Genomic DNA, 22,059 nt, shown 5'->3' on the forward strand with positions numbered 1-22,059 from the left:
CTCGCGGCGCGGAACGAGTCCCGGCGACTATGCACGGCGGTGTGGCGGCCGTCACCCTTACGTACATTTCGTTCATGTAAAAGTGACCCGGCAGACTGTTCCGCATGAACCCGCCCCGTCCCCGCCGGCCGCGGCGGCTGCGCGGCCCGCGCAGCCTCGCCGGGCAACTCTTCGCCATGCAGGTGGTCCTGGTGGCGGCGGCGGTCCTGGGCTGCGTCGTCTTCGCCTACGTCAGCGCCGGGCGGCAGGCGGAGGAGACCGCGCGGCGGCAGGCGACCGCGGCGGCCGCCGCCGTCGCCGACTCGCCGGCCGTGGTGGCGGCGGCCCGCACCAAGGACCCGACCGCCGCGCTCCAGCCGTACAGCGAGCGCCTGCGGCGGGACGCCGGGGTGGACTTCGTCGTGGTGATGGCGCCGGACGGGACGCGCTGGACGCACCCGGAGCCGTCCGCGATCGGCGGGAAGTACCTCGGCCACATCGGGCCCGCGCTGCGCGGCGAGCTCTTCCAGGAGACCCACCAGGGAGTGCTCGGCCCGTCCGTGCGGGTGGTCGCCCCGGTGCGCGACCCCGAGCGGGGCGGCGCGATCACCGCGCTGGTCAGCTCCGGGATCACCGTCGCCACCATCGGCGAGCAACTGCAGGACCAGGTCCTCGCGCTGGTCGCGGTGGCCGCGGCGGCGCTGGCCCTGGGCGGCGCCGGCACCTACGTGATCAACGCCCGGCTGCGCCGGCACACCCACGGCATGAACACCGCCGAGCTGTCCCGGATGTACGCCTACCACGAGGCCGCGCTGCACGCCGTCCGCGAGGGGTTGTTGATGGTGGACGCGGACGACCGGGTCGCGCTGATCAACGACGGCGGGCGGGAGTTGCTCGGGCTGACCGGGGACGCGGTGGGCCGGCCGGTCGCCGGGCTGGGGCTGCCGGAGCCGCTGACCGGGGCGCTGCGGGCGGCCGGCCCGCGCGTCGACGAGCTGCACCTGACCGGCGAGCGGGTGCTGGTCGTCAACTCGGCGCCGGTCTCCGGCGGGCAGCACCGCGGCAGCGTCGTCACCCTGCGCGACCACACCGAACTCCAGGCGCTGTCCGGCGAGTTGGACTCCGTACGCGGCTTCGCCGAGGCGCTGCGGTCGCAGGCGCACGAGGCGGCCAACCGGCTGCACACCGTGGTGTCGCTGATCGAACTGGGCCGGGCCGAGGAGGCGGTGGAGTTCGCCACCGCCGAACTGGAGCTGGCGCAGGCGCTGACCGACCGGGTGGTGGGCGCGGTCGCCGAGCCGGTGCTGGCCGCGCTGCTGCTGGGCAAGGCCGCGCAGGCCAACGAGCACGGCGTGGAACTGGTGTTGACGCCGGACAGCCGGATCGACGACGGGGTACTGCCGCCGGACCTGCCCGCCCGCGACCTGGTGACGGTGCTCGGCAACCTCGTCGACAACGCCCTGGACGCCGCCGCCCCGCCGCAGGGGGACGGCGCGCCGCCGCAGGTGCGGGTCACCGCGCGGGCCGACGGCGGCGAGCTGCTGCTGCGCGTCGTGGACAACGGCCCCGGGGTCGCCGCGGACGCCACCGAGGAGGTCTTCCGGCGCGGCTGGAGCACCAAGGAACGCGCCGGCGGCGGCCGCGGGTTGGGGCTGGCGCTGGTCCGGCAGGCGGTGCACCGGCACGGCGGTACGGTCCGGCTGGACCGGGGACCCGAGGGCGGCGCCCGGTTCACCGTGCAGTTGCCGCTGCGGGCGGCGGAAGGCGCGGGCCGGTGAGCGGCCGGGGGCCCGGCGCGGCGGGCGGTGCGGCGATCCGCGTCCTGGTCGTCGAGGACGATCCGGTCGCGGCGGCCGCGCACGCCCTGTACGTCGGGCGGGTGCCGGGCTTCGCGGTGTCCGGCACCGTGCACTCGGGCACCGAGGCCCGCCGCCACCTCGAACACCACCCGGTCGACCTGCTGTTGCTCGACCTGTTCCTGCCGGACGGGCACGGGCTCCAGTTGGTGCGGACGCTGCGCGCCGCCGGGCACGGCGCGGACATCATCGCGGTGACCTCCGCCCGCGATCTGGCGATGGTCCGCGAGGGCGTCTCGCTGGGCGTCGTCCAGTACGTGCTGAAACCCTTCACCTTCGCCACCCTGCGGGACCGGCTGCTGCGCTACGCCGAGTTCCGCGCCACCACCGGGGAGGCCAGCGGGCAGGACGAGGTGGACCGGGCGCTGGCGGCGCTCCGCGCGCCCCGCCCGGCCGCGCTGCCCAAGGGGTTGACCGCGGCCACCCTGCGAGCGGTGACGGACGTGCTGCGGGCCGCCGCCGACGGGCTGACCGCCACCGAGGCCGCCGCCGACGTGGGAATCTCCCGGATCACCGCCCGACGCTATCTGGAGCACCTGGTGGAGAGCGGCCGGGCCGCCCGGGCGCCGCAGTACGGGCAGGTCGGCCGCCCGGAGTTGCGCTACCGCTGGTCGGGCCATTGACCCGGTGTGACCGGTGGCTTACGTTCAGCAGGCAGTAGGCCGTGGCTAGTTGACCGTGCGCGGCCGGTCCGCGACGGGTCGGCCGCGGTTCGTTGGAGGTCGTGCCGTGCGCTCCACCACCCCCCTGGCCCTGTTCGCCGCCGCCGCGCTGACCGCCGGCACGCTCACCGGCTGCGGCGGTTCCGGCGGCGACCCGAACACCGTCAAGGTCGCCTTCATCAAGGACACCAACGCCAAAGTGAAGGTCCGGGACGACTATCTCGCCCTGGTGGCACGGCAGTTCGAGAAGGCCAACCCCGGCAAGAAGGTCAAGCTGATCCCGATCCAGGCGTCGGAGAACGACTACTACACCAAGATCCAGCAGATGATGCGCTCCCCGAAGACCGCGCCGGACGTGGTCTACGAGGACACCTTCCTGATCAGCTCCGACATCAAGGCCGGGCTGCTGCGGCCGCTGGACACCCACCTCGACTCCTGGGCCGACTGGCGCCAGTTCGTGCCCACCGCCCGGGCCGCGGCCCGCGGCCAGGACGGGCGCACCTACGGCGTCCCGGACGGCACCGACACCCGCGGGCTGTGGTTCAACCGCACCGTCTTCGCCCGGGCCGGGCTGCCCGCCGACTGGCACCCCCGCACCTGGGACGAGGTCCTGGCCGCCGCCCGCACCATCAGGCGGAAGGTGCCGGGGGTGATCCCGCTGAACGTCTTCACCGGTCGGGGCGCGGGCGAGGCCGCGGTGATGCAGGGCTTCGAGATGCTGCTCTACGGCACCGGGCGGGACCCGCTCTACGACCCCGGCGCGAAGAAGTGGGTGGTCGGCTCCCGCGGCTTCATCGACAGCCTCCGCTTCCTCGACACGGTCTACAAGGAGAAGTTGGGCCCGGACGTCTCCGACGCGCTCAGCCCCAACATCCAGACGAACGTGGCCGCCGAGCTGCTGCCGCAGCAGAAGCTGGCGATCGACCTCGACGGCTCCTGGCTCGGCCAGCAGTGGCAGCGCACCGGCGGCGGCAACCCCTGGCCGCAGTGGTCCCGCACCCTCGGCCAGGCGCCGTTCCCCACCCGGTCCGGCGCCCCGCCCGGCCGGGTCAGTCTGGCCGGCGGCTGGGCCTGGTCGGTGCCGGCCCGGGCGCAACACCCCGAACCGGCCTGGAAGATGATCGAGACCCTCCAGTCGCGCGCCAACGCGCTGGAATGGTGCGTGCGCGGCGCCCAGATCGCCGTCCGCCGGGACGTCGCGGCCGAGCCGCGGTACCGCACGGCGGTGCCGGGCATCGGCTTCTTCACCAAGCTGGTCGAGGTGAGCCGCTACCGGCCGGCGCTACCGGAGTACCCGCAGGTCGCCGCGGCGATCGGGGAGGCGACGGAGTCCGTCACCGCCGGCGACGCCACCCCCGCGCAGGCCGCCGCCCGCTACGACCGGACGGTGCGCTCCCTGGCGGGCGGCGCGGTCGTCGACAAGCCGTGATGCGGCACCTGGTGCGCTGGTCGCCGCTGGCCCCGGCCACCGCGCTGCTGCTGCTCTTCCTGGCCGGCCCGGTCGGCTACTGCGCCTACCTCGCCTTCACCGACACCCAACTCACCGGCCAGGAGTCGGCGTCGTTCGTCGGGCTGGCCAACTTCCGCCACGCGGTGGGCGATCCGGAGTTCCGCAACGCCGTCCTGCTGACCGTGGTGTTCACCCTGATCTCGGCGGTGCTCGGGCAGAACACCCTGGGGCTGGCGCTGGCCGGGCTGCTGCGGCGCGCCTCGCGACCGGTGCGGGCGGTGACCGGCACGGTGGTGATCACCGCCTGGGTGCTTCCGGAGATCGTCGCCGGCTTCCTGCTCTACACCTTCTTCGAGCGCCGCGGCACCCTCAACGCGCTGCTCGCCTGGCTCCATCTCCCCGCCCAGGACTGGCTGTTCACCCTGCCCATCCTGGCGGTGTCGTTCGCCAACGTCTGGCGCGGCACGGCGTTCTCGATGCTGGTGTACTCGGCGGCGCTGGACGGCATCCCGCAGGAGGTCGCCGAGTCGGCGGAGGTGGACGGCGCCCGCGGGCTGCGCCGGCTGTGGCACATCACCCTGCCGATGATCCGCCGCTCGGTCGGCACCAATCTGATGCTCAACACCCTCCAGACGCTGTCGGTGTTCGGGCTGATCTGGGCGCTCACCCGGGGCGGCCCCGGCAACCGCAGCCAGACCCTCCCGGTGTTCATGTACGACCAGGCGTTCGTGAAGTCGCTGATCGGCTACGGCACGGCGGTGGCGCTGCTGCTGCTCGTGGTGGGCGCGCTGTTCTCGGCGGTGTACCTGCGGCTGCTGCGGGAGGAGGTCTGATGCGGGCCGGACGACGGCGGTGGTCGCCGGTGCGCGCGGCGGTCCGGCGGCGCCTGGCGGCCGACGCCGCGCTGCTGGTCGTCGCGGTGGCGTTCGCGGTGCCGCTGGCATGGCTGGTGCTGGCGTCGCTGGACGCGCGGGCGACGCTGCGGGTGCGCCTGCCCGCCTCCCCCACGCTGCACAACTTCTCGGCGGTGCTCACCGACGAGATCACCTTCACGCCGATGCTCAACAGCCTGCTGATCTGCGGCGGGGCCACGCTGCTCACGGTGGCCTGCGCGGCGTCGGCCGCCTACCCGCTGTCCCGCTTCCGGTCCCGCTTCGCCCGGCCGTACCTGCTCACCGTGGTGTTCTCGGCCTGCCTGCCGGTCACCGCGGTGATGGTCCCGGTCTACGCGCTGTTCGTCCGGGTGAACCTGGTCGACACCCGCTACGGGACGGCGCTGTTCCTGGCCGCCGCCCAACTGCCGTTCGCGATCTGGCTGATGAAGAACTTCATGGACGGGGTGCCCACGGTGCTGGAGGAGGCGGCGTGGACCGACGGCGCCTCCCGGCCGCAGGGGCTGCTGCGGATCGTGCTGCCGCTCATGGCCCCGGGCGTCGGCGTGGTCGCGGTCTATACCTTCATCATGATGTGGGGGAATTTCTTCGTCCCGTTCATGTTGCTGCTCTCCCCGGAGCAACTCCCGGCGTCGGTCAGCATTTTCACTTTCTTCGGGAATTACGGTGCCATCGCCTTCGGTGAACTCGCCGCATTCTCGATCCTGTACTCGACACCGGTGCTCCTTCTGTACATCCTTATTTCCCGGCGGTTGGGCGGCGGATTCGCTCTCGGCGGCGCCGTGAAGGGGTGATCCGTCCCGCGTGGAACCCCTGGTCGGAGGGGTGGTCGCACGGTCCGGGCGCCGAAATCCGGCCCACGGGCGGCCACTTCTCGTACGTTCCCCCAACCGCCAACCTTGGATATCCGCACGATAGGTCCGCGGCATCGCCCTCCCCTACCGTGTGCCGGTGAGCACGGACGACGGGGAAGCCCGCAGACCCCCTTTCAATGCCGCCGTCGCCCGCCACCTGCGGGAGGCCCTCGGCATGACCCACGCCCACGTCGCCTACGGAATCTGGGCGGCCTACGGAAAACGCCTGGAACCGGCGGCGGTGGCGTCCTGGGAACTGGGCGAGACCTCGCCCACCGAGGCGGAGTTGGCCGCGCTGGCCGGCGCCCTGTGGTGCGCCCCCGCCGAACTCCTCGGCACCCCCGAGACCCTCCGCGAGTACCGGCTGGCGCTCGGCCTCGCCCCTGCCGATCTGGCACGCCGGATCGGCATGGACGTGGCCGGGTACGCGCGCCTGGAGGCCGGCGGGCGGTGGCGGGGCACCGACCGGCAGGCGGCGGCGCTGGCCGAGGCGTTGGCGCTGCCGCTGCCCGCGCTGATCCGCTTCACCGACCAGGAGGACCGCCTGGTCGAGCTGTTGACCAGCGCCGCCACCACCCGCTGGCAGGGCTACGTCCGCCCGGTCGGCAGGCTGGCGCCGCTGCCCAAGGAGCACCTGGCACAGGCCCTCCAGGAACTGCACGAGGAGTACCACGCGACGATGGCCGCCTCGCTGAGCTGGACCGGCGGCCGGGCCCCGGACGAGGCGGGCCGGGCGGGCCGGGACTTCCTCGACGGCATCCTGGCGGAGTTCTGGCGCCGGGCCGGCGGGCCGCCGCCCGCACCGCGCGACGGGGGCGAGCCCCAGGACCGGCCCTAAGGGGCGCGCGTCGGTCTGCGGGTGGACGTCCGTCCGTCCAGAGATGGACGCGGGCGCCGGGCATGGCACTTGCGGCCGGTCCGGCTTTCGGTCCCTGCGGGCGAAGCCCCGGGCGGGGTGCGGCATCGAGGATGGGAGCACGGCGTTCCCGCCGAGTTCCGTCCCGTCCCTTCACCCCTTCCTGGGAGTTCGTGGTGCCGCACGCCGCCGTCCCCCGTCCCGTTTCGCCCCTCCGCCCCGCCACCCCGGCCGTCGCCGCCCGCGCCACCGACCTGAGCAAGGTCTACGGCCAGGGCGAGACCCGGGTGGTGGCGCTGGACTCCGTCTCGGTGGAGTTCGGCCGGGCCCGCTTCACCGCGATCATGGGCCCGTCCGGCTCGGGCAAGTCCACCCTGATGCACTGCATGGCGGGGCTGGACTCGGTCTCCTCCGGCTCGGCCCGGATCGGCGACATGGAGCTGGCCTCGCTGGGCGACAAGCAGTTGACCCGGCTGCGCCGCGACAAGATCGGCTTCATCTTCCAGGCGTTCAACCTGCTGCCGACGCTCACCGCGCTGGAGAACATCACGCTGCCGATGGACATCGCGGGCCGCCGCCCCGACCAGGAGTGGGTCGGCCGGGTCGTGGACACCGTGGGGCTGTCGGAGCGCCTCAACCACCGGCCCGCCCAGCTCTCCGGCGGCCAGCAGCAACGGGTCGCGGTGGCGCGGGCGCTGGCCGCCCAGCCGGAGATCATCTTCGCGGACGAGCCGACCGGCAACCTCGACTCCCGCTCCGGCGCGGAGGTCCTGGGCTTCCTGCGGGAGTCGGTGCGGGCGATGGACCAGACCGTGGTGATGGTCACCCACGACCCGGTCGCCGCCGGCTACGCGGACCGGGTGGTCTTCCTCGCCGACGGCCGGATCGTCGACGAGCTCCACGAGCCCACCGCGGACGCCGTGCTGGACCGGATGCGCCGCTTCGAGGCCGCGGGCCGGACGAGCTAGCGGCACACCGGACGCGCCGACCGGCCGGCCGATCACGCGAGTTGGCCTGTTCGGCCACCGCCGCCCGTACCCGAGCCCCGCCCGGGCCCCGTACCCAGGATTGACACCACCACCATGTTCAGAACCGCCCTGCGCAACGTCCTCGCGCACAAGGCCCGCCTGTTGATGACCGCGCTCGCGGTCCTGCTCGGCGTCGCCTTCGTCGCGGGCACCCTGATCTTCAGCGACTCCGTCGGCGAGGCCGTCAAGAACGCCTCCGCCAAGAACCTCAAGGACGTCGCCGTCTCCGTCCAGGCCGTCTCGGACCCCGACGCCGGCCCCGGGCCCGCGAAGGACGGCAGGCGGGCCACCGCCCTGGACCAGCACCTGGCCGACCGGATCCGCGCGCTGCCCGGCGTCACCGGCGTCCGCGCCGACGTCACCGGCGAGGCGACCCTGGCCGGCCGGGACGACCAGCCGATCGGCAACGGCTGGCAGAACCGCGCGGTCAACTACCAGCCGGGCAAGGACGGCAAGGACCCCCGCTACCCGCTGGTGCAGGGCCGCGGCCCGGCCGCCGACGGGGAGTTGGCACTGGCCGAGACCACCGCGAAGGCGGCCGGCGTGCGGGTCGGCGACACCGTGCGGTTCGCCACCGACGGCCCGGTGCTGACCAAGAAGCTGGTCGGCATCGTGGCGACCGACGACCCGGCGGTGACCGCGGGCGGCAGCCTGGCGCTGTTCGACACCGCCACCGCGCAGAGGCTGTATCTGCACCCGGGCCAGTTCGACGAGTTGGTGGTGGCGGCCGCCCCCGGCACCGACCAGCGGGCGCTGACCGCCAAGGTCCGCGCACTGCTGCCGGCCGACCGCGCCGTGGCGAGAAGCGGGCACGACCTGGCCGCCGAACAGGCCCGGCGGATCGCCGAGCAGAACAGCGCGCTCAGCAAGACCCTGCTGACCTTCGCCGGAATCGCCCTGTTCGTCGGCGTCTTCATCATCGCCAACACCTTCACCATGCTGATCTCCCAGCGCAGCCGCGAGATCGCGCTGCTGCGCGCGGTGGGCGCCTCCCGCCGGCAGGTGGTGCGCTCGGTGCTCGCCGAGGCCGGCCTGTTGGGCCTGATCTCCTCGGTCGTCGGCTTCGCGCTGGGCACCGGGATCGCGGTGGGGCTGCGGGCCGTGCTGGACGCCAACGGCGCGGGCTTCCCGGACGGCCCGGTCGTCATCAGCCCGTCCGCGGTGCTCGCCTCGCTGGGCGTGGGCGTCGTGGTGACCGTCCTGGCCGCCTGGCTGCCGTCCCGCAAGGCGGCGCGGATCGCCCCGGTGGAGGCGCTGAGCACCGTCGAGGCGCCGCCGGCCACGCGCAGCCTCGTGGTCCGCAACACCATCGGCGCGCTGATCACCGGCGCCGGCGTCGCGGTGATGCTGTGGGTCTCCACCCTCACCTCCGGCGACGACCTGCCGATCGCCATGGCGGGGTCGGCGCTGACCCTGACCGGCGTGATCATCCTGGCCCCGCTGCTGTCCCGGCCGCTGGTGTCGCTGGCCGGCGCGGTCACCACGCGCCTCTTCGGCGTCACCGGCAAGTTGGCCAAGGAGAACGCGCTGCGCAACCCGCGGCGGACGGCGGCGACCGGCTCGGCGCTGATGATCGGCCTGACCCTGATCACCGGGATGACCGTGGCGGGCCACTCCGCCCAGGTGGCCATGGACAAGATGGTCGGCAGCGGCGTGACCGCCGACTACCAGGTCAAGACCTCCACCTACGTCGGCCTCGACCCGAAGCTGTCGCCGAAGGTGGCCCAGGTCCCCGGCGTCGAGGCGGTGGCGCCGTTGCGCGGCACGGGCTTCTCCACCGAAGCGGGCCCCGGCCGCGACAGCTCCTTCGGCTTCCTCCGCGGCACCGACCTCGACCAGATCGGCAAGGTCACCCAACTCGACATCACCCAGGGCTCGTTGGCGGCCGTCAGGGCCGGCGGCATCGCCGTCTCGCAGAGCGGCGCCAAGGAGCACGGCTGGCGCGTCGGCGACACCGTGAACGTCGAGTTCTACGACAAGAAGAAGGCCCGCCTGAAGGTCGCCGCGCTCTACGCCGACAACGAGGTCCTCGGCTCCTCCTTCGCCGGGACCGCCCTGGTCGATCCGCACCTGGACCGGTTCCGCGACGACGAACTCCTGGTCAAGACGGCGAACGGCGGCTCCCCCGAGTTGGTCAAGGAGATCCGCCGGGCGCTCGGCGACAGCCCGCTGCTGAAGGTGCAGAGCCGCGATGACCTGCGCAAGGAGAACGCCGGGCAGATCGACACCATCGTGAACATGGTCTACGGGCTGCTGGGCATGGCCGTGATCATCGCGGTGGTCGGCGTGGTCAACACCCTGGCCATGTCGGTCTTCGAGCGCACCCGCGAGATCGGGATGCTGCGCGCCATCGGCCTGGCCCGCAGCGGCATCAAGCAGATGGTCCGGCTGGAGTCGGTGGTCATCTCGCTCTTCGGCGCGGTGCTCGGCATCGGCCTGGGCATCTTCCTGGCCTGGGCCGGCGGCAGCCTGGTCGGCTCGTCCTTCCCGACCTACTCGATGGTGCTGCCCTGGGGCCGGCTCGGCCTGTTCCTGCTGATCGCCCTGGTCGTCGGCGTGCTGGCGGCGCTGTGGCCGGCCCGCCGGGCCGCCCGCCTCAACATGCTGGAGGCCGTCGCCTCCCAGTGAGGCCGCACGCAGAGCCGCCGGCGACGCACCCAACGGTGCGTCGCCGGCGGCTCGTTGGCGTCGGCTCGGGCCGACGCGGCGTCAGGAGAGGGGCCGGCCCTAGAAGACCGACTCGGCCTCGGCCATGCGGTCCTCGGGGACCCGCTTGAGCTCGGTGATCGCCTCGGCCAGCGGGGTCATCACGATGTCGGTGCCGCGCAGCGCGGTCATCTGTCCGAAGTCGCCGCGGTGCGCGGCCTCGACGGCGTGCCAGCCGAAGCGGGTGGCCAGCACCCGGTCGTAGGCGGTGGGGGTACCGCCGCGCTGGACGTGGCCGAGGATGACCGGACGGGCCTCCTTGCCCAGGCGGTGCTCCAGTTCGCGGGCGAGCGCGGTGCCGATGCCGGAGAACCGCTCGTGGCCGTACTGGTCGATGGCGCCCTTCTTGTAGTCCATGGTGCCGGGCCGCGGGTGGGCGCCCTCGGCGACGCAGACCACGGCGAACTTCTTGCCGCGGGCGAACCGCTCCTCGACCATCTTCACCAGGTCGTTGACGTCGAACTCGCGCTCCGGCAGGCAGATGCCGTGGGCGCCGCCGGCCATCCCGGACTCCAGCGCGATCCAGCCCGCGTGCCGGCCCATGACCTCGACGACCATCACCCGCTGATGCGACTCGGCGGTGGTCTTCAGGCGGTCGATGGCCTCGGTGGCCACGCCGACGGCGGTGTCGAAGCCGAAGGTGCGGTCAGTGGAGGAGATGTCGTTGTCGATGGTCTTGGGGACGCCGACGACCGGCATCCCGGCGTCGGCGAGCATCCGCGCCGCGGTCAGCGTGCCCTCGCCACCGATCGGGATCAGGACGTCTATCCCGTACTCGCGGGAGAAGTCCTTGGCGCTCTCGCACGCCTCGCGCAGCCGGGCGCGCTCCAGGCGGGCGGAGCCGAGGATGGTGCCGCCGCGGGCCAGGATGCCGCTGACCGCGTCCAGGTCCAGCTTGCGAAAGCGCCCGTCGAGCAGGCCCTTGAAGCCGTCCTCGAAGCCGATGACCTCGTCGCCGTGGCCGGTCAGGGCGCGGTGGACGACGGACCGGATCACAGCATTCAGGCCGGGGCAGTCGCCGCCCGCGGTGAGGACTCCGATACGCATCGTGCTGTGTCTCCTGTGCTCGCTGTCGGTTCGTGTGAGCCGGTTCGATTCTTTCACGTGCGGCGTGCCCGCACCCCGGCGCGGTGCCGCGCGCGGGCGGCCACCCCCACTGTCCCCCGGCCCGCACCCCACAGGGAAACTGGGAGAGCGACTTATCCATCCGCGCAGGTATTGTCAAGAGGGTCAAGCCCACCATAACGGGTAATTTTGACCTTGTGACCAGGGAAAATCCGCAGGCCGGGCGCCTCGCGGCCATCGGAATGGACGGAGAGACCGCGTGACGCGCAGCGTGTACGTGACCGGTATCGACCGCGGCGACGGCCGCCAGGTCGTCGAGCTGGGAGTCATGGAACTCCTGACCCGCCACGTCGATCGGGTGGGGGTCTTCCGGCCCCTGGTGCACGACGGACCGGACCGGCTCTACGAACTGCTGAGGGCCCGCTACCGCCTCGCCCAGCCCGCCGAGTCCGTCTACGGCATCAGCTACACCGAGGCCGCCGCCCTCCAGGCCGAGCAGGGCACCGACGAGCTGGTCTCCCGGCTCGTCGACCGCTTCCACGCCGTCGCCCGCGACTTCGAGTACGTCCTGGTCCTCGGCTCGGACTACGCCGACACCAGCCTCCCCGACGAACTGGCGCTCAACGCCCGGCTGGCCAACGAGTTCGGCGCCGCGGTGATACCCGTCGTCGGCGGCCAGGGCCAGGAGGCCGAGTCCGTCCGCGCCGAGGCCCGCAACGCCTACCGCGCCTACACCTCGCTGGGCTGCGACGTGGTCGCGCTGGTCGTCAACCGCGTCGCCGCCGAGCAGCGCGCGGCCGTCGTCGAGCGGCTCGCCGCCCGGCTGCCGGTGCCCTGCTACGCGCTCCCCGAGGACGGCTCGCTCTCCGCGCCGACCGTCGGCCAGATCGTGCACGCGCTCGGCGCCGAGGTGCTGCTGGGCGACGACTCCGGCCTCGCCCGGGACGCGAGGGACTTCGTCTTCGGCGGCGCGATGCTGCCGACCTTCCTCCAGGCGCTCACCCCCGGCTGCATGGTGATCACCCCCGGGGACCGCGCCGACCTCGTCATCGGCTCGCTCGCCGCGCACAGCGCCGGCGCCCCGCCGATCGCCGGCGTGGTGCTCACCCTCGACGAGCGCCCCGGCCCGGACATCATGGCGCTGGCCGCCCGCCTCGCGCCCGGCACCCCGGTCGTCTCCGTCCCCGGCGGCTCCTTCCCCACCGCCGCCGAGCTGTTCGCCATCGAGGGCAAGCTGAACGCCGCCTCGCCGCGCAAGGCGGAGACCGCGCTCGGCCTCTTCGAGCGGCACGTGGACACCGCCGAGCTCACCGACCGGATCTCGGTCGCCCGCTCCGAGCGGGTCACCCCGATGATGTTCGAGCACGAGCTGATCGAGCGGTCCCGCGCCGGCCGCCGCCGGGTCGTCCTCCCCGAGGGCTCCGAGGAGCGGGTGCTGCGCGCCGCCGATGTGCTGCTGCGCCGCGACGTCTGCGACCTGACGCTGCTCGGCGAGGAGGAGACGATCCGCAAGCGCGCCGCCGACCTCGCCATCGACCTGGCCGACGCGCAAATCATCGACCCGCAGACGTCGCCGCTGCGCGAGCGGTTCGCCGACCTCTACGCCACCCTCCGCGCCCACAAGGGCGTCAGCTACGAGCTGGCCTTCGACATGGTCGCCGACGTCTCCTACTTCGGGACCCTGATGGTGCAGGAGGGCCTGGCCGACGGCATGGTCTCCGGCGCGGTGCACTCCACCGCCGCCACCATCCGCCCGGCCTTCGAGATCATCAAGACTCAAGGGGCCGCGCGCAGCGCGTCGGCTGGGGTGGTGGCGGGCGACGGGCGGGCCAAGCCGGGCGCGCAGATCGTCTCGTCGGTCTTCTTCATGTGCCTGGCCGACCGCGTCCTGGTCTACGGCGACTGCGCGGTCAACCCGGACCCGGACGCCGAGCAGTTGGCCGACATCGCCATCCAATCCGCCACCACCGCAGCCCAGTTCGGCGTTGAGCCGCGGATCGCGATGCTGTCGTACTCCACCGGCACCTCCGGCTCCGGCGCCGACGTCGACAAGGTCCGCAAGGCCACCGAGCTGGTCCGCGAGCGGCGCCCGGACCTGCTGGTCGAGGGCCCGATCCAGTACGACGCGGCGGTGGACGCGGCGGTCGCCGCGACCAAGCTGCCGGACTCGGACGTGGCCGGCAAGGCCACCGTGCTGATCTTCCCGGACCTCAACACCGGCAACAACACCTACAAGGCCGTCCAGCGCTCCGCCGGCGCGGTCGCGGTCGGCCCGGTCCTCCAGGGCCTGCGCAAGCCGGTCAACGACCTCTCCCGCGGCGCCCTCGTCCAGGACATCGTCAACACCGTCGCGATCACCGCGATCCAGGCCCAGGGCGCCGAGCCCGGCACCGGCCACACCAGCTGACCCCACCCCCCACGGAAAGCCCTTCATGACTGCCAACGCCACCCGCGTCCTCGTCCTCAACTCCGGCTCCTCGTCGGTGAAGTACCAACTGCTCGACATGGCAGCCTCGGACGGCGGCTCCGCCGCGGGCGGTGCGCGGCTCGCCGTCGGCCTGGTCGAGCGGATCGGTGAGACGACCTCGCGCCTGGTCCACACCCCGCTGGCCGCCGGCGGCCAAACCCGCGAGATCACCGGCCCGATAGCCGACCACGACGCCGCGCTGAAGGCGGTGGCCGACGAACTGGCGGCCGACGGGCTCGGGCTGGACTCCCCGGAACTGGCCGCGATCGGGCACCGGGTGGTGCACGGCGGGCTGAAGTTCACCGCGCCGACCGTCGTCGACGACGCGGTGCTCAAGGAGATCGAGCGGCTGGTGCCGGTCGCCCCGCTGCACAACCCGGCCAACATCACCGGCATCAGGACCGCCCAGGGCCTGCGCCCCGACCTCCCGCAGGTCGCGGTCTTCGACACCGCCTTCCACACCACGATGCCGGAGCACGCGGCCCGTTACGCCATCGACGTGGAGACCGCCGACGCGCACCGCATCCGCCGCTACGGCTTCCACGGCACCTCGCACGCCTACGTCTCCCGCCGCACCGCCGAACTGCTCGGCAAGGCGCCGGAGGACGTCAACGTGATCGTGCTGCACCTGGGCAACGGCGCCTCCGCCTCCGCCGTCCAGGGCGGCCGCTGCGTGGACACCTCCATGGGCCTGACCCCGCTGGAGGGCCTGGTCATGGGCACCCGCTCCGGCGACATCGACCCGGCGGTGACCTTCCACCTCAAGCGGGTCGCCGGGATGTCCGTCGACGAGATCGACGAGCTGCTCAACAAGAAGAGCGGCCTGCTCGGGCTGTGCGGCGACAACGACATGCGGGAGATCCGCCGCCGGATCGACGCCGGCGGCGAGGACGGGGCGCGGGCCGCGCTCGCCTTCGACATCTACATCCACCGGTTGAAGAAGTACATCGGCGCCTACTGCGCGGTGCTCGGCAAGGTCGACGCGGTGGCCTTCACCGCGGGCGTCGGCGAGAACGCCGCCCCGGTCCGCGCCGCCGCGGTCGCCGGCCTGGAGGAGCTGGGCCTGGCGGTGGACGCCGCGCTGAACGACGTGCGGTCCGACGAGCCGCGGCTGATCTCGCCCGGGTACGCCCGGGTCGCGGTCGCGGTGGTCCCCACCGACGAGGAACTGGAGATCGCCCGGCAGACGTACGCCCTGGTCACCGCCTAGATCAGCGCCCGGCCCGCGGGGCGGCAGCCCGCGGGCCCGCCGGGCCCCGGCCCGGCTGAAGAGTCTGTGAAGCAGAGCGAAATATTCCGCTCCGAAACAAACCGATAGGATCGAGACATGCGCCGTTCCAAAATCGTCTGCACCCTGGGCCCCGCCGTCGACTCCTACGAGAAGCTGAAGACGCTGATCGAGGCCGGCATGAACGTGGCCCGCTTCAACATGAGCCACGGGACCCACTCGGAGCACGAGGAGCGGTACCACCGCCTCCGCAAGGCCGCCGAGGAGACCGGCCGCGCCGTCGGCGTGCTGGCCGACCTCCAGGGCCCCAAGATCCGCCTGGAGACCTTCGCCGAGGGCCCCGTCGAGCTGGTGCGCGGTGACGAGTTCGTCATCACCACCGAGGACGTCCCCGGTGACAAGCACATCTGCGGCACCACCTACAAGGGCCTGCCCGGTGACGTCTCCAAGGGCGACCCGGTCCTGATCAACGACGGCAACGTCGCCCTCCAGGTCGTCGAGATCGACGGCCCGCGGGTGCGCACCATCGTCATCGAGGGCGGGGTCATCTCCGACCACAAGGGCATCAACCTGCCCGGCGCGGCGGTCAACGTCCCGGCGCTGTCCGAGAAGGACATCGAGGACCTGAAGTTCGCCCTGCACATGGGCTGCGACATGGTCGCGCTCTCCTTCGTGCGGGACGCCAAGGACGTCCAGGACGTGCACCGCGTCATGGACGAGGTGGGCCGCCGGGTCCCGGTCGTCGCCAAGGTCGAGAAGCCGCAGGCGGTCGCCAACATGCACGAGGTCGTGATGGCCTTCGACGCGGTGATGGTGGCCCGTGGCGACCTGGCGGTGGAGTACCCGCTGGAGAAGGTCCCGATGGTGCAGAAGCGCCTGGTGGAGATGTGCCGGCGGAACGCCAAGCCGGTGATCGTGGCGACCCAGATGATGGAGTCGATGATCACCAACTCCCGGCCCACCCGCGCCGAGGCGTCCGACGTCGCCAACGCCATCCTCGACGGCGCCGACGCGGTCATGCTCTCCGCGGAGTCCTCGGTCGGCCAGTACCCGATCGAGACCGTCAAGACCATGTCGAAGATCGTCGAGGCGGCCGAGGAGGAGCTGCTCTCCAAGGGCCTGCAGCCGCTGGTGCCCGGCAAGAAGCCGCGCACGCAGGGCGGTGCGGTGGCCCGCGCGGCCTGCGAGATGGCGGACTTCCTCGACGGCAAGGCGCTGGTGGCGTTCACCAAGTCCGGTGACACCGCCCGCCGGCTCTCCCGTTACCGCGCCGCCCAGCCGATCCTGGCCTTCACCACCGACCTCGCCACCCGCAACCAGCTCACCCTGAGCTGGGGCGTGGACTCCTTCGTCGTCCCGCACGTGGACAACACCGACGCGATGGTCGACCTGGTCGACGCCGAGCTGCTCAAGCTCAAGCGCTACAACGAGGGCGACACCATGATCATCACCGCCGGCTCGCCCCCCGGCGTCCCCGGCACCACCAACATGGTCCGGGTGCACCACCTCGGCGGCGAGCGCGCCTGACGCGCCGCCCGACGGGCAGCGCAACGGCGGTGGGCCGCCCCCTCGTTCGCAGGGGGCGGCCCACCGCCGTTTCTCCGCGGCTCCCGGAGGTCTCGTCGGCGCCGGCCGGTCCGCTTCAGCCCTCGACGGACATCAGTCCTCGATGGACAGGTGCATGCCCGGGACGTGCAGGTTGCCGCCGAACTGGCCGGCCTGGTCCAGCTTCACCTTGCTGAAGTAGGCGTACGGGACGTTCAGCGGCGGCGGGTGCTCGGGGTCGAAGACGATCGGGATCAGCCCGAAGAGGTTGCCCTGCAACCGCTCGGTGTAGAGCGTCACCTTGCCGCCGCGGATGGTGGACGTGGAGCCCGGCGTGGACCGCACGTGGTAGTGCTTGCCCGACCTCGGGTCGTCCACGATCTGGTGCAGGTCGCCGATGTCGATGCTGTCCGCGGTGAACTTCAGCGCCTGCTTGGTGTGGCCGCTCTGCGTCGAGACGTTGACCACGCCCTCGTAGTTCAGGCCGCGCAGGGTCAGCCCGCTGGACTCCAGGTGCCAGGGGAGGTCCGGGAGGGTGGCGGGGGTCTGCTCGTCCTTGCCCTTCTGCTTGTTCTCCACGACGCAGGGGAACGCGGGCTTGCCGTTCTTGTCCTTGCCGTCCAACCCGCCGCCGGGCAGGGCGTTGTCGACCGTGCCGACGGCGCCGTGCACGGTGTCGTTGACCGCCTTCGACGGGTCCTTCAGCGCATCGCCGACCGGCTTGGTGACCTCGTCCAGGCCGGGCCCGGAGCCCGGCGAGGGCGACGCGTCCTCGGCCGCCGGCTCCTTGGCCGCCGAACCCGCCGACGGGGTCGGGGACTTGGTGGCGGACGCGGACGGCGAGGGGGTCGGCGAGGCCGACGGCTGGTCGGACTTCCTGTGCACGCCGAGGAGGCCGCCCAGCGCGTCGCCGATCCCGCCCAACAGGCCGCCGTCGTCCTTCTTCGGCGGGGCCGACGGGGACGGGGTCGCCGAGGCGGACGGGCTGGGCGCTCCGCCGCCGCTCGCGTCCTTGCCGGCCGAGGGCGACGACGACGGCGAGGCGGACGGCGACGACGACGGCGAGGCCGAGGGCTCCGCGGACGGCTTGCCCCCGTCCTTCCCGGCGTCCTTGCCGTCCTTCTTCTGGTCCTTCTGGTCCTTGCCGTCGTCCTTCGCCTTGGCGTCCTGGCCGGACGTGTCCGGGACGGTGACGCAGGGGCCGTCCCGGAAGGGGCTCTCGGGCGGCACCGGCTTGGCGATCGCCATCTGGGGCGTGAGCCCCATGCCCATGAGGACGGCGGACGGCATCGCCGCGATGGCGATCGCCTTGCCCGCGGGCACGTGCAGGCGGGTCAACAGCGGCTTCTTGGGCGCCGCGTGGCGCGGTCCGCTCCCCGTGCCCGAACGGCCGGTCGTCCCGGAGGCCGCGCCCTCGCCCTCCGGCGGGGGTGTCCCCACGTGCACTTCGTCACCCGGCACGGTGCCTCCCGTTCCTTCCGTTGGTCGGGCTCGTTCCTGACAGATCGTCCAGTCCGTTGCCCAACCCGGGACCACCGGCCGCCGGCGCGGGGTGGGTGGCGACCACCGGCCCGACGACGTGGTTCCCCTCGCCGGGCTCGTCCTCGCTGCGCACCGCCTTGCCCGGCGCCCACGAGACGCCCAGCGCGCCGCCGATCAGCCCCAGCAGGAAGCCGATCAGGAAGGCGCCGAAGTTCGAGACGACCAGCGAGACGAGGGCCAGCAGGATCGCCGCGACGCCCGCGAAGACCCGCGAGACCGGCTGGAACCACATGGTGAGGCCGAGCACCACCAGCAGCACGCCGATGATCAGCGAACCGGCGCCGGCCGTGGTCGCCATCCGGACGGTGAGGGATCCGATGGTGAGGTTCGCGTAGGGGATGTACATGATCGGGATGCCCGCGAGGAGGGTCAACAGGCCGCCCCAGAAGGGGCGTTGACCGCGCCAGTGGCGGAACGCCTGCCGCTTCCGGCCGAGGATCTCGTTCAGCCGTGGTCGTTCTGCGCTCATGCGCCAGCCTCCCTGCGGTCGGCGGTCCCGCATCCGCGCCGCACGTACCTGTCGATGACTCTTCCCCCGGGGACACCGCCCGGCGTCGGCCGGGGAACCCCGGCCGGGGAGTCCCCCCTGCTCCAGTCGCTCATGTCCGGCTCCTCGGGACTGGCAATTCGGTGGTTCTGTGGGCACTTCCAGCGCTACCCGGCGTGCGGGCACGGGGAACGGCGCGACGCCGTACAGCTCCACCCCGCGCCCGCACGCTCAGTGCGTCAGTAGCACTCGCTCGCGCCCTTGGTGACGCTCATCTTGAGGCCGCTGAGCTTGAACGTGCCGGCCGTGGTGGCCCAGGCACGCTGGTGGACGCTGGTCAGCGTGGCCGTGTCGGCCTCCTGGGCGAAGGAGCCGGGGTCGGCCTTGTCGCCCTTCTTCATGCCGGGCCCCTTGGACGTGGAACCCGCCGCAACACCGATGTTGATGTTGTTGAAGGTCGCGTCCGCGTTCAACTGGTCCAGGTCGATGTAGAGGTTCTTGGCCTCCACGGGCTGGCTGCCGGCGCCGCCGGCCTGGAGCTTCATCGACACATCGCCGAAGACCGGGACCGGCACGACGACGGACTGGCACAGGTTGCGGATCTTGGCGTTGGAGAACGCCGAGACCGCGACCGGGACGTTCTTGCCGTTCTTCTGGGCGTCAACCGCGCCGTACTGGACGAAGCCGGTGCCATCCAGCCGGTCCGTGCTGACCTTGAACTGCTGGCCGGACACGCTGAACGACGCCGCCAGGGCACCCTGCGAGAGGGCGACACCGATCGCGGCGGTGGCCGCGACGCTCGGCACCATGACGACGGCGAACCGCTTCCATCTGGTCCCGCCACGAGTCAAGGACTCCATGACTTTCCTCCTTCTCGGACGTACATCTCCGGTGCGTACCGCCTCGGTTGAGGCCGGCCGTACCTGGGATGGGAGAAGTGCTACGTCCTCGGGAAGGAGAGCGCCCGTCTCGAAGGGCCACAGCAGTGTTCTTCGAATACCGGCGATCACCCCCGAGCGACAACCACTGGCCACGCTCTCGCGCAACCTCACCGGACAGGCCCTGCCACGGACGGCAGAGACCCCCCTGTCCACGGCCGGCGCCACTGCCGCCGACCCACTCGGTGGGGACCCAATTGCCCCGCGGCGCCGACCGGATGCCGGGCTGCGGGAATGGACCGAGCGTCGCCGATCGTCGTGCATTCCCGGCCGCCGCACAAGGCCCTCGTTACTTACGGGTAACGACCCGATAACCGTGCCGGGACACAGAGAGATCACCTAGGCACGCAGCGTCGCTGCTCACAGCGGCCAAACAAGGGGCAATTCAGGGCAGAATTGGGCTAGTTGACCGCTGCGACTTACTCCAAGTAACAGCGGCCACCTTTACCAAGTTTCGGTAAAGCGTGGCCGCCGTGTCGTTTGCTGGACGCTTGTGTGGGAGTCGTGAGGGAGCGGATCCGGACGGGACGGAAATGTGCCCGGAAATCGCCGAAGCCTGGCTCAGAACAGGACGCGGGCCAGTGCCGTGCGCGCCTTCGACACCCGCGGGTCCTCCGCGCCGATCACCTCGAAGAGCTCCAACAGCCGCACCCGCGCGGCCTCCCGGTCCTCGCCCGCGGTCCGCTTCACGGTCTCGATCAGCCGGCCGAAGGCGTCCTCGACGTGCCCGCCGACCAGGTCCAGGTCCGCGGCCTTGATCTGCGCCGCGGCGTCGCCCGGCTGCTCCGCGGCCTCCTTGCGGACCGCCTGCGGGTCCAGGTCCTGCACCCGCGCCAGGAGTTCGGCCTGGGCCAGGCCCAACTTGGCCTCCGGGTTGGCCGGATCGTCGGAGAGCACGTTGCGGTAGGCGCGGACGGCGCCGTCGAGGTCACCGGCGTCCAGCGCGTCGGCCGCCGCGGTCAGCGCCGCGTCGTACGGGCCGACCGGTGCGGGCGCCTCGGTCGCGGCGTCGGCCTGCGCGGCGGCCGACGGGTCGACCGGCGCGCCCACGATGCCGAACTGCTGCTCGGCGACCTGCACCAACTGGTCCAGCACCTGGCGGAGCTGGGCCTCGGGGACCGCACCCTGGAACAGCGGGATCGGCTGGCCCGCGACCACCGCGAAGACCGCCGGGATGCCCTGCACCCCGAACTGCTGGAACAGCATCTGGTTGCTGTCGACGTCGATCTTGGCGAGGACGAACCTGCCGGCGTACTCCGCCGCGAGGCGCTCCAGCAGCGGGCCAAGCTGCTTGCACGGCTCGCACCACTCGGCCCAGAAGTCGATGACGACCGGGACCTCGTTGGACTGCTGGAGGACGTCCTGCTGGAACCCCGCCTCGTCGACGTCGAACACCAGGCGGGCGGCGCCGGCCGGCTGCACACCGGTGCGGGCGGCCTCGGCGCGGGCCTGCTCGGCCTTCTGCTTCGCTTCCCCTGCCGCCTTCACCGCTGCGAGGTCGACGACTCCACTCATGGACATGTTGCGTGGCTGCATGTGTCCATCCTCCCCCCTGAGCGGCCGGTTCCGGAAAGCGATCCGGGAAGCGGGCCCGCTCACGCCCGTGCGCCCCGCTGGAATGCGGCCCGCGCCGGGGAACCGGTGCCCGTCGGCGGCCCCGTGCACGGGGCCGGTGGTGCGCGGCCGTGGGTCCCCACCCACGGCCAGTGGTGTCGCTCTTACGCTACGGGTCGTAGCGTAACTTGGGGCCGCCCCCGCCCGGCACCCACTTTTCGGCCCGGCCCGCGTGATCTCCCTCACGAGAGGCGCCGCCCGCCGCACTACCGGCCGGTATGGTCGCCGGCATGCACCAGTCCGCCCACCCGCCGAAGGGCCGCCCGGGTCGCCCCCGCAGCGTCGAGGCCGACCGCGCGATCCTCGACGCCACCCGCGCCGCGCTCGTCGACGTGGGCTGGGGCGGGCTCACCATGGGCGAGGTCGCCCAGCGCGCCGGGGTCGCCAAGACCACCCTCTACCGCCGCTGGGGCAGCAAGAGCGAACTGGTCGTGGACGCCGTCGCGGTCCTCTTCGACGAGCTCGAACTCCCCGACCGGGGCTGCCTCCAGGCCGACATCGAGGGCGTGGTGCTCCAGTTCGGCGCGCTGCTGGCCCGGCCCGAGACCAAGACCGCGCTGATGGCGGTGGTCGCCGAGTCCACCACCGACGACGCGCTGCGCGAGCGCATCCGGCAGGCCATCGTCGAGCGGCAGAAGCGGCTGGTGCTGCTGGGCCGCTCGCGGGCGCAGGCCCGCGGCGAACTCCCGCCGGACGCCGGCGGACCCGAGGGCGAGCAGGCCGCCGAGTGCACCGTGGGGTTGATCTTCGACGTGATCGCCGGGGCCGTCGTGCACCGCCTGCTGGTCAGCGCGGGCCCCGTCGACACCGGCTGGGCCCGGCAGTTCACCACGCTGCTGCTGGCGGGCCTGGCCGGGCTGGAGCCGTAGCCCCGGCCCGGCGCCGCCGG

At 72.5% G+C, this 22,059-nt stretch carries 17 protein-coding genes; 12 read left to right on the plus strand and 5 right to left on the minus strand.

Annotated elements, in window-relative coordinates; translation table 11 throughout:
- Positions 1-104 precede the first annotated feature (104 nt).
- The 8 genes from ACIQU6_RS01980 (at position 105) to ACIQU6_RS02015 (ending at position 10,206) form a co-directional block, all read left to right on the plus strand.
- Entirely contained in the window at positions 105-1,757 is a 1,653-nt protein-coding gene (locus ACIQU6_RS01980; RefSeq protein ID WP_403479687.1) for an ATP-binding protein, read from the plus strand.
- Entirely contained in the window at positions 1,754-2,458 is a 705-nt protein-coding gene (locus ACIQU6_RS01985; RefSeq protein WP_403479688.1) for a response regulator, read from the plus strand. The genes ACIQU6_RS01980 and ACIQU6_RS01985 overlap by 4 nt, the downstream gene beginning before the upstream one ends.
- A 106-nt stretch (positions 2,459-2,564) precedes the next feature.
- Positions 2,565-3,926: an extracellular solute-binding protein gene (locus ACIQU6_RS01990; RefSeq protein ID WP_403479689.1), complete on the plus strand. Its 1,362-nt coding sequence runs from the start codon at positions 2,565-2,567 to the stop codon at positions 3,924-3,926.
- Positions 3,926-4,780, plus strand: a complete 855-nt coding sequence (locus tag ACIQU6_RS01995) for a carbohydrate ABC transporter permease (protein ID WP_403479690.1) — start codon at positions 3,926-3,928, stop codon at positions 4,778-4,780. The genes ACIQU6_RS01990 and ACIQU6_RS01995 overlap by 1 nt, the downstream gene beginning before the upstream one ends.
- Positions 4,780-5,634: a carbohydrate ABC transporter permease gene (locus tag ACIQU6_RS02000; RefSeq protein WP_403479691.1), complete on the plus strand. Its 855-nt coding sequence runs from the start codon at positions 4,780-4,782 to the stop codon at positions 5,632-5,634. Before ACIQU6_RS01995 ends, ACIQU6_RS02000 begins: the two co-directional genes overlap by 1 nt.
- A 151-nt stretch (positions 5,635-5,785) precedes the next feature.
- On the plus strand, positions 5,786-6,532 hold the full coding sequence (locus ACIQU6_RS02005; protein ID WP_403479692.1) for a helix-turn-helix domain-containing protein: 747 nt from the start codon (positions 5,786-5,788) through the stop codon (positions 6,530-6,532).
- A gap of 194 nt (positions 6,533-6,726) precedes the next feature.
- Entirely contained in the window at positions 6,727-7,518 is a 792-nt protein-coding gene (locus tag ACIQU6_RS02010) for an ABC transporter ATP-binding protein (RefSeq protein WP_403479693.1), read from the plus strand.
- Between the two features lie 114 nt (positions 7,519-7,632).
- Entirely contained in the window at positions 7,633-10,206 is a 2,574-nt protein-coding gene (locus ACIQU6_RS02015; RefSeq protein ID WP_403479694.1) for an ABC transporter permease, read from the plus strand.
- Between the two features lie 99 nt (positions 10,207-10,305).
- On the opposite strand, the gene ACIQU6_RS02020 is transcribed toward ACIQU6_RS02015, so the two are convergent.
- Positions 10,306-11,331 carry an ATP-dependent 6-phosphofructokinase gene (locus ACIQU6_RS02020; RefSeq protein WP_403479695.1) on the minus strand — a complete coding sequence of 342 codons (1,026 nt, stop codon included), beginning with the start codon at positions 11,329-11,331 and terminating at the stop codon, positions 10,306-10,308.
- A 277-nt stretch (positions 11,332-11,608) separates the two neighbouring features.
- Here ACIQU6_RS02020 and pta point away from each other — a divergent pair, with 277 nt between their 5' ends.
- The 3 genes from pta (at position 11,609) to pyk (ending at position 16,571) form a co-directional block, all read left to right on the plus strand.
- Complete coding sequence (gene pta, locus ACIQU6_RS02025) at positions 11,609-13,756, plus strand: phosphate acetyltransferase (protein WP_403479696.1); 2,148 nt, start codon at positions 11,609-11,611, stop codon at positions 13,754-13,756.
- Between the two features lie 25 nt (positions 13,757-13,781).
- Complete coding sequence (locus ACIQU6_RS02030) at positions 13,782-15,026, plus strand: acetate kinase (protein WP_403479697.1); 1,245 nt, start codon at positions 13,782-13,784, stop codon at positions 15,024-15,026.
- Between the two features lie 117 nt (positions 15,027-15,143).
- A complete protein-coding gene (pyk, locus tag ACIQU6_RS02035) occupies positions 15,144-16,571 on the plus strand; it encodes a pyruvate kinase (RefSeq protein WP_403479698.1) in 1,428 nt (475 codons plus the stop codon).
- Positions 16,572-16,703: 132 nt separating this feature from the next.
- Here the strand turns inward: pyk and ACIQU6_RS02040 are convergent, their stop codons facing one another.
- From ACIQU6_RS02040 to ACIQU6_RS02055, 4 genes are all read right to left on the minus strand, one after another.
- A complete protein-coding gene (locus tag ACIQU6_RS02040; RefSeq protein ID WP_403479699.1) occupies positions 16,704-18,050 on the minus strand; it encodes a hypothetical protein in 1,347 nt (448 codons plus the stop codon).
- A complete protein-coding gene (locus ACIQU6_RS02045) occupies positions 18,040-18,600 on the minus strand; it encodes a DUF6114 domain-containing protein (protein WP_403479700.1) in 561 nt (186 codons plus the stop codon). Before ACIQU6_RS02045 ends, ACIQU6_RS02040 begins: the two co-directional genes overlap by 11 nt.
- A gap of 257 nt (positions 18,601-18,857) precedes the next feature.
- Entirely contained in the window at positions 18,858-19,478 is a 621-nt protein-coding gene (locus ACIQU6_RS02050; RefSeq protein WP_403479701.1) for a DUF6230 family protein, read from the minus strand.
- A 639-nt stretch (positions 19,479-20,117) separates the two neighbouring features.
- Positions 20,118-21,092: a tetratricopeptide repeat protein gene (locus tag ACIQU6_RS02055; RefSeq protein ID WP_403479702.1), complete on the minus strand. Its 975-nt coding sequence runs from the start codon at positions 21,090-21,092 to the stop codon at positions 20,118-20,120.
- Positions 21,093-21,400: 308 nt separating this feature from the next.
- Between ACIQU6_RS02055 and ACIQU6_RS02060 the strand changes: the two genes are divergently transcribed.
- Positions 21,401-22,039 carry a TetR/AcrR family transcriptional regulator gene (locus tag ACIQU6_RS02060; RefSeq protein ID WP_403479703.1) on the plus strand — a complete coding sequence of 213 codons (639 nt, stop codon included), beginning with the start codon at positions 21,401-21,403 and terminating at the stop codon, positions 22,037-22,039.
- The last annotated feature ends 20 nt before the right edge of the window (positions 22,040-22,059 follow it).

Origin of the sequence: Streptomyces sp. NPDC090442 (assembly GCF_044769405.1) — a bacterium.
Lineage (GTDB): Bacteria > Actinomycetota > Actinomycetes > Streptomycetales > Streptomycetaceae > Streptomyces.